Source organism: Vibrio sp. R-1 (assembly GCF_035615595.1).
Lineage (GTDB): Bacteria > Pseudomonadota > Gammaproteobacteria > Enterobacterales > Vibrionaceae > Vibrio > Vibrio cholerae.
The window spans coordinates 23,861-29,860 of sequence record NZ_WPDC01000041.1; the positions used below are offsets into that span (position 1 = coordinate 23,861).

Here is a 6,000-nt window from a genome sequence, read left to right on the forward strand (position 1 = left end):
GCCAGAGTTTAGCCTAACTTTTTGTGCATTCAAAACATCAAATGGATGACCTAGTAATCTTTGAGTTGTTATACTGTCCGCCATTTATAATTTTGATGGTAATCAGATAGAGATCATGTTGAAGATTTATAACTCACTCACAAGACAGAAAGAGGAATTTAAACCAATCGTTGCCGGCAAAGTGGGCATGTATGTGTGTGGAGTCACTATTTATGATCTCTGTCATATCGGACATGGGCGGACATTTGTTTCATTTGACGTGGTAGCTCGTTATCTTCGTTACCTTGGCTACGATCTGACCTTTGTGCGTAACATCACCGACATCGATGACAAGATCATCAAGCGTGCTGCAGAAAACGCAGAAACGTGCGAATCATTGACAGAACGCTTGATTCAAGAAATGTATGCGGATTTCGATGCCCTGAATATCAAACGTCCCGATGTTGAACCACGTGCGACGGCTTATATCGAAGAGATCATTGCTCTGGTTGAGCGCCTGATTGAGCGTGGTTTTGCTTATGTTGCTGATAACGGTGATGTGATGTTTGAAGTGAGCCAATACAGCGAGTACGGTAAACTTTCCAAGCAAGATCTTGATCAACTCCAAGCGGGAGCACGTGTGGATATCGAAGCGGCAAAACGCAGTCCGCTGGATTTCGTGCTCTGGAAAATGTCGAAACCGGGTGAGCCAACATGGGAATCCCCTTGGGGTCCTGGTCGTCCGGGCTGGCACATCGAGTGTTCAGCGATGAACTCATCAATTTTGGGTAACCATTTCGATATCCACGGTGGTGGTTCTGACTTGCAATTCCCACATCATGAAAACGAAATTGCGCAATCTTGCTGCGCCCATAATACCCAGTACGTCAACACTTGGATGCACAGTGGTATGGTAATGGTGGATAAAGAGAAGATGTCGAAATCACTCGGTAACTTCTTCACTATCCGCGATGTTTTGGGCCATTATGATGCAGAAACAGTGCGTTATTTCTTGATGTCAGGCCACTACAGAAGCCAATTAAACTACAGTGAAGAGAATCTCAATCAAGCGCGTGCTTCACTAGAGCGGCTCTATAACGCTCTGCGTGGTTTAGATCGTAGCGTGCCAGCTGCGGGGGGCGAAGAGTACGTGACGCGCTTTACTGCTGCTATGAACGATGATTTCAATACGCCAGAAGCGTATTCGGTGCTGTTTGATATGGCTCGTGAAATCAATCGACTCAAGAGTGAAGATATGACCAATGCGAGCGCTTTGGGCAGCTTAATGCGTGAGTTGGCAGATGTGATCGGTATTCTTTACCAAGAGCCTGAGGCTTTCTTCCAAGGTAGTGCGGAAGATGAAGATGCGGCGCAAATAGAAGCATTAATCAAGTTACGCAATGATTCTCGTGCCGCGAAAGATTGGGCTAATGCAGATATGGCGCGTGATACGTTAAACGAAATGGGAATTGTGCTTGAAGATGGACCTAATGGTACAACTTGGCGTCGTAAGTAACGAGCAACAAATGAAAGGGTGGGCGAAAGCCCACTCTCTTTTTCTGGCACGTGTAGCCCATCTTTAAACGAACAAGGCAAGTGAGTTATGTCTGTCATCTTAGGGATTGATCCTGGATCGCGCGTGACGGGGTATGGTGTGATTCGTCAACAAGGACGACACCTTATCTACCTCGGTAGCGGTTGTATCCGTACTTCCGATCTCGAGTTACCGTTACGCCTGAAACAAATCTATGCGGGCGTGAGTGAAATCATCACCCAATTTCAGCCGGATGCCTTTGCAATTGAGCAAGTCTTTATGGCTAAGAATGCAGACTCTGCGTTAAAACTTGGCCAAGCGCGGGGTAGTGCGATTGTCGCAGCGGTGAATGCGGATTTACCCGTTTATGAGTATGCTGCGCGCCTCATCAAACAGGCGGTGGTTGGAACGGGGGCGGCGGATAAAAGCCAAGTGCAGCATATGGTGCAACAAATGTTGAAGTTACCCGGTAAGCCGCAAGCGGACGCTGCGGATGCATTAGGGGTGGCGATCTGTCACGCTAATACCAACAAAACCCTCATCGCGCTCGCTGGTCAAGCGACGAGTGCTCGAAAAGGTCGCTATCGGTAAACAGGTTCAATATGCTTTTTACTGGCTATCCATCCAGTTATTGATTATCATCTTGGGCATATTTTTGCTCCCTCATCAAGTAAGGAATCCCACGTGATTGGACGTCTTCGCGGTACGCTGATTGAAAAACTCCCGCCACAAATTTTGATTGAAATCGGCGGGATTGGCTATGAAGTACAAATGCCGATGAGTTGTATTTACGAACTTCCCAATATTGGTGAAGAAGCCATCATCTATACTCATTTTGTCGTTCGGGAAGATGCACAGCTATTGTACGGATTTAACACGGTCAATGAGCGAGCACTCTTTCGCGAGGTGATCAAAGCTAATGGGGTGGGGCCCAAAATGGGGCTAGCAATACTTTCTGGCATGACAGCCAATCAGTTTGTGACTTGTGTGGAAAAAGAAGATATCTCTACCCTCATTAAATTACCGGGAGTTGGGAAGAAGACGGCTGAGCGATTGGTGGTGGAAATGAAAGATCGCCTGAAAGGATGGGGAGTGGGTGATCTCTTTACACCTGCAACCGATGCGGCACCTGTCGATTCTACGCCCGTGATTGCTCAAAATGCTCAGGAAGAAGCCATGAGCGCGCTATTGGCGCTAGGTTACAAGCCCCCTCAAGCTTCCAAAGCGGTATCGCAAGTGGCTAAAGCAGGAATGAGCAGTGAAGAGTTGATCCGTGAAGCGCTCAAATCTATGGTGTAACGATTCACGTTTTGCCGTCGTTAAAAACAGTCGCCATTAAACCAATAGAGAAAATATGATAGAAGCCGATCGTTTAATCGCTCCAACCAGCAACCACTTCAAAGATGAGGAAGTGATTGATCGAGCGATTCGTCCCAAAAAGCTTGCCGATTACCAAGGTCAAGATCATGTTCGTGATCAGATGGAAATCTTCATTCAAGCGGCACAAATGCGCCAAGAAGCCTTAGACCATCTGCTGATTTTCGGGCCTCCGGGCTTGGGTAAAACCACCTTGGCCAACATAGTCGCTAACGAAATGGGCGTGAATATTCGTACTACTTCAGGTCCTGTATTGGAAAAAGCGGGAGATTTAGCGGCACTGCTAACCAATCTTGAAGAAAACGATGTGCTGTTTATTGATGAAATCCATCGTTTGAGCCCAATGGTTGAGGAAGTACTGTATCCCGCTATGGAAGATTACCAACTCGATATCATGATTGGTGAAGGCCCAGCAGCACGCTCAATCAAAATCGATCTCCCTCCTTTTACTTTAATTGGAGCCACCACACGTGCAGGCTCGCTGACTTCACCATTGCGTGATCGATTTGGGATTGTACAACGATTGGAGTATTACAAAGTCGCCGATTTACAACACATAGTGCAACGTAGTGCGCAGTGTCTCGGTCTTTCGATGGATAGTGAGGGCGCTCTTGAAGTGGCTCGCCGTGCACGTGGAACCCCACGGATTGCCAATCGCCTGCTGCGCCGGGTACGAGATTATGCCGAAGTAAAAGGGGATGGGCATATTTGTGCGCAAACCGCTGACAGGGCACTCAATATGCTTGATGTTGACCATCAAGGCTTTGATTACATGGATAGAAAGCTGCTGTTAGCAATAATGGAAAAGTTTTCAGGTGGCCCAGTCGGAATCGATAACCTTGCGGCAGCCATTGGTGAAGAGAAAGATACGATAGAAGATGTTCTTGAGCCATTTCTCATTCAGCAGGGTTATTTACAACGTACACCACGCGGTCGTATCGCGACAGATCGCGCTTATTTGCATTTCGGTATTGAAAAATAATGTTACAAATCTCGCTTGTTAAACCGAGCGAGATACTCTTTTTTGACAAAGTTCTCATTTCTTGTATTTCCTTTCCTTGCTCAATTGTTGGCTTTTTTGGGTGTGATGTTAATCCGTTGATTGTTTTCAAGCGAATTACATGGGTTTTTTCACGAGTAGGTAACACAAATTGCTTGCCTCTTTTGACTTAGATCATTTTGTTTGTTTATTAACCACATGGCTGGTGCGAAACTTGATTTAGATCAAGGCGTAATTCTCCTATAAACCTTTTGAAACAAGCGGGTTTTGGCATTAGTATTAGCCATAGCTATATTAGCTACAACTTAACAATTAACTAACCATAGTGGTACATAGTTGCAACAACAAATTTTTTTTGTAGCAAAGTGTTATAGTTTTTTTAACATTGTAATTGTTGTTCTATGTCGAACGTGTCATTCAGCCGACACAAAGGAGTTACCATGATCGATGTCGTTGATTTATCGCGGTTGCAATTTGCACTTACTGCGATGTATCACTTCCTGTTTGTTCCCCTCACTCTAGGGATGGCATTTTTACTTGCTATCATGGAGTCACTCTACGTCATGACCGACAAGCAGATTTACAAGGACATGACCAAATTCTGGGGTAAGCTGTTCGGGATTAACTTTGCTCTAGGTGTGGCAACAGGCCTTACCATGGAGTTCCAGTTTGGTACCAACTGGTCTTACTATTCTCATTATGTAGGTGACATTTTTGGTGCTCCACTTGCGATTGAAGCGCTGGTAGCCTTCTTCCTAGAATCTACATTTGTTGGTTTATTCTTCTTTGGGTGGGACAGACTTTCCAAACGACAACACTTAGTCGTGACTTGGTTAGTCGCATTAGGCTCAAACTTCTCTGCTCTGTGGATTCTGGTTGCAAACGGCTGGATGCAAAACCCAGTAGGCTCAGAGTTTAATTTTGAAACCATGCGTATGGAAATGGTGAGCTTTGCTGATGTGGTACTAAACCCAGTTGCCCAAGTGAAGTTTGTTCACACCGTTGCGGCAGGCTATACCACAGGCGCAATGTTCATTTTGGGTATCAGTGCGTACTACCTATTGAAAGGTCGTGATGTTGCTTTTGCGCGTCGTTCATTTGCGATTGCGGCATCATTCGGTATGGCTTCAGTACTGTCCGTTATCGTACTGGGTGATGAATCAGGCTATGAGCTTGGTGAAGTTCAGCGCGTGAAACTGGCGGCGATTGAGTCTGAATGGCACACCGAGCCAGCACCTGCAGCGTTCACCTTGTTTGGTATTCCAAATCAAGAAGAAATGCGCACCGACTACGCGATCAAAATTCCATTTGCACTAGGGATTATTGCAACACGTTCACTCGACGAACAAGTTGTAGGTCTGCGTGATCTGCGTGATGAACACGTTGAGCGAATTCGTACCGGTATTTACGCTTACGATCTGCTAGAGCGTCTGCGCGCTGGTGAAAAAACGCCGGAAAACATGGCCGCCTTTGATGAAGTAAAACATGATCTCGGCTATGGCCTACTTCTGAAGCGTTACACGGATAAAGTGACGGATGCGACAGAAGAGCAAATCCAAGCGGCGGCGGATGATTCTATCCCAACAGTATGGCCACTGTTCTGGTCTTTCCGCATCATGGTGGCTTGTGGCTTTATTATGCTAGTGGTGTTTGGTGCCGCCTTTATCCAAACCTGTCGTCAGAAGATTGAACAGAAAAAATGGGTTCTCAAAGCCGCGCTATTCAGTATTCCATTGCCTTGGATTGCGGTCGAAACAGGTTGGTTTGTCGCTGAATACGGTCGTCAACCTTGGGCGGTAGGTGAAATTCTTCCCGTTAACGTTGCCGCTTCTGCATTGAGTGCAGGAGAGATCATCACTTCAATGCTGGCGATTTTGGCACTGTACACCATCTTCTTAATTGCAGAAGTGTACTTAATGGTTAAGTTCGCTCGTAAAGGCCCAAGCAGCCTGAAAACCGGACGTTACCATTTTGAACAAGGCGCAGAGTCTGTTCAGGATCAAGTCAACCGCCAAGTTGAAGCATAAGGCAAGGAGAAACAACCATGTTTGATTACGAGATCTTACGACTCATTTGGTGGGTACTGATTGGTGTGCTCCTCGTGGGTTTT

5 protein-coding genes are annotated in these 6,000 nt (G+C 46.1%); all 5 read left to right on the plus strand.

Features of this window, described 5'->3' with window-relative positions:
• Nucleotides 1-115: 115 nt before the first annotated feature.
• The 5 genes from cysS to cydA all read left to right on the plus strand — a co-directional run bounded on the left by cysS (nucleotide 116) and on the right by cydA (nucleotide 5,917).
• The gene (gene cysS, locus GOU96_RS10490) at nucleotides 116-1,495 is read left to right on the plus strand and encodes a cysteine--tRNA ligase (RefSeq protein WP_258502076.1); all 1,380 of its coding nucleotides are present in this window, start codon (nucleotides 116-118) and stop codon (nucleotides 1,493-1,495) included.
• An 87-nt stretch (nucleotides 1,496-1,582) separates the two neighbouring features.
• Nucleotides 1,583-2,104, plus strand: a complete 522-nt coding sequence (ruvC, locus tag GOU96_RS10495) for a crossover junction endodeoxyribonuclease RuvC (protein WP_000111359.1) — start codon at nucleotides 1,583-1,585, stop codon at nucleotides 2,102-2,104.
• 93 nt (nucleotides 2,105-2,197) lie between these two features.
• Nucleotides 2,198-2,812, plus strand: coding sequence for a Holliday junction branch migration protein RuvA (gene ruvA, locus GOU96_RS10500; protein ID WP_000580352.1), 615 nt, complete (start codon nucleotides 2,198-2,200; stop codon nucleotides 2,810-2,812).
• A 55-nt stretch (nucleotides 2,813-2,867) separates the two neighbouring features.
• Nucleotides 2,868-3,872 carry a Holliday junction branch migration DNA helicase RuvB gene (gene ruvB / locus GOU96_RS10505; RefSeq protein ID WP_000568494.1) on the plus strand — a complete coding sequence of 335 codons (1,005 nt, stop codon included), beginning with the start codon at nucleotides 2,868-2,870 and terminating at the stop codon, nucleotides 3,870-3,872.
• A 458-nt stretch (nucleotides 3,873-4,330) separates the two neighbouring features.
• A complete protein-coding gene (cydA, locus tag GOU96_RS10510) occupies nucleotides 4,331-5,917 on the plus strand; it encodes a cytochrome ubiquinol oxidase subunit I (RefSeq protein ID WP_000568053.1) in 1,587 nt (528 codons plus the stop codon).
• Nucleotides 5,918-6,000 lie beyond the last annotated feature (83 nt).

Coding starts and splice junctions, on each gene's coding strand:
- cysS (WP_258502076.1), top strand. CDS start 116: ATGTTGAAGATTTATAACTCACTCACAAGACAGAAAGAGGAATTTAAA.
- ruvC (WP_000111359.1), top strand. CDS start 1,583: ATGTCTGTCATCTTAGGGATTGATCCTGGATCGCGCGTGACGGGGTAT.
- ruvB (WP_000568494.1), top strand. CDS start 2,868: ATGATAGAAGCCGATCGTTTAATCGCTCCAACCAGCAACCACTTCAAA.
- cydA (WP_000568053.1), top strand. CDS start 4,331: ATGATCGATGTCGTTGATTTATCGCGGTTGCAATTTGCACTTACTGCG.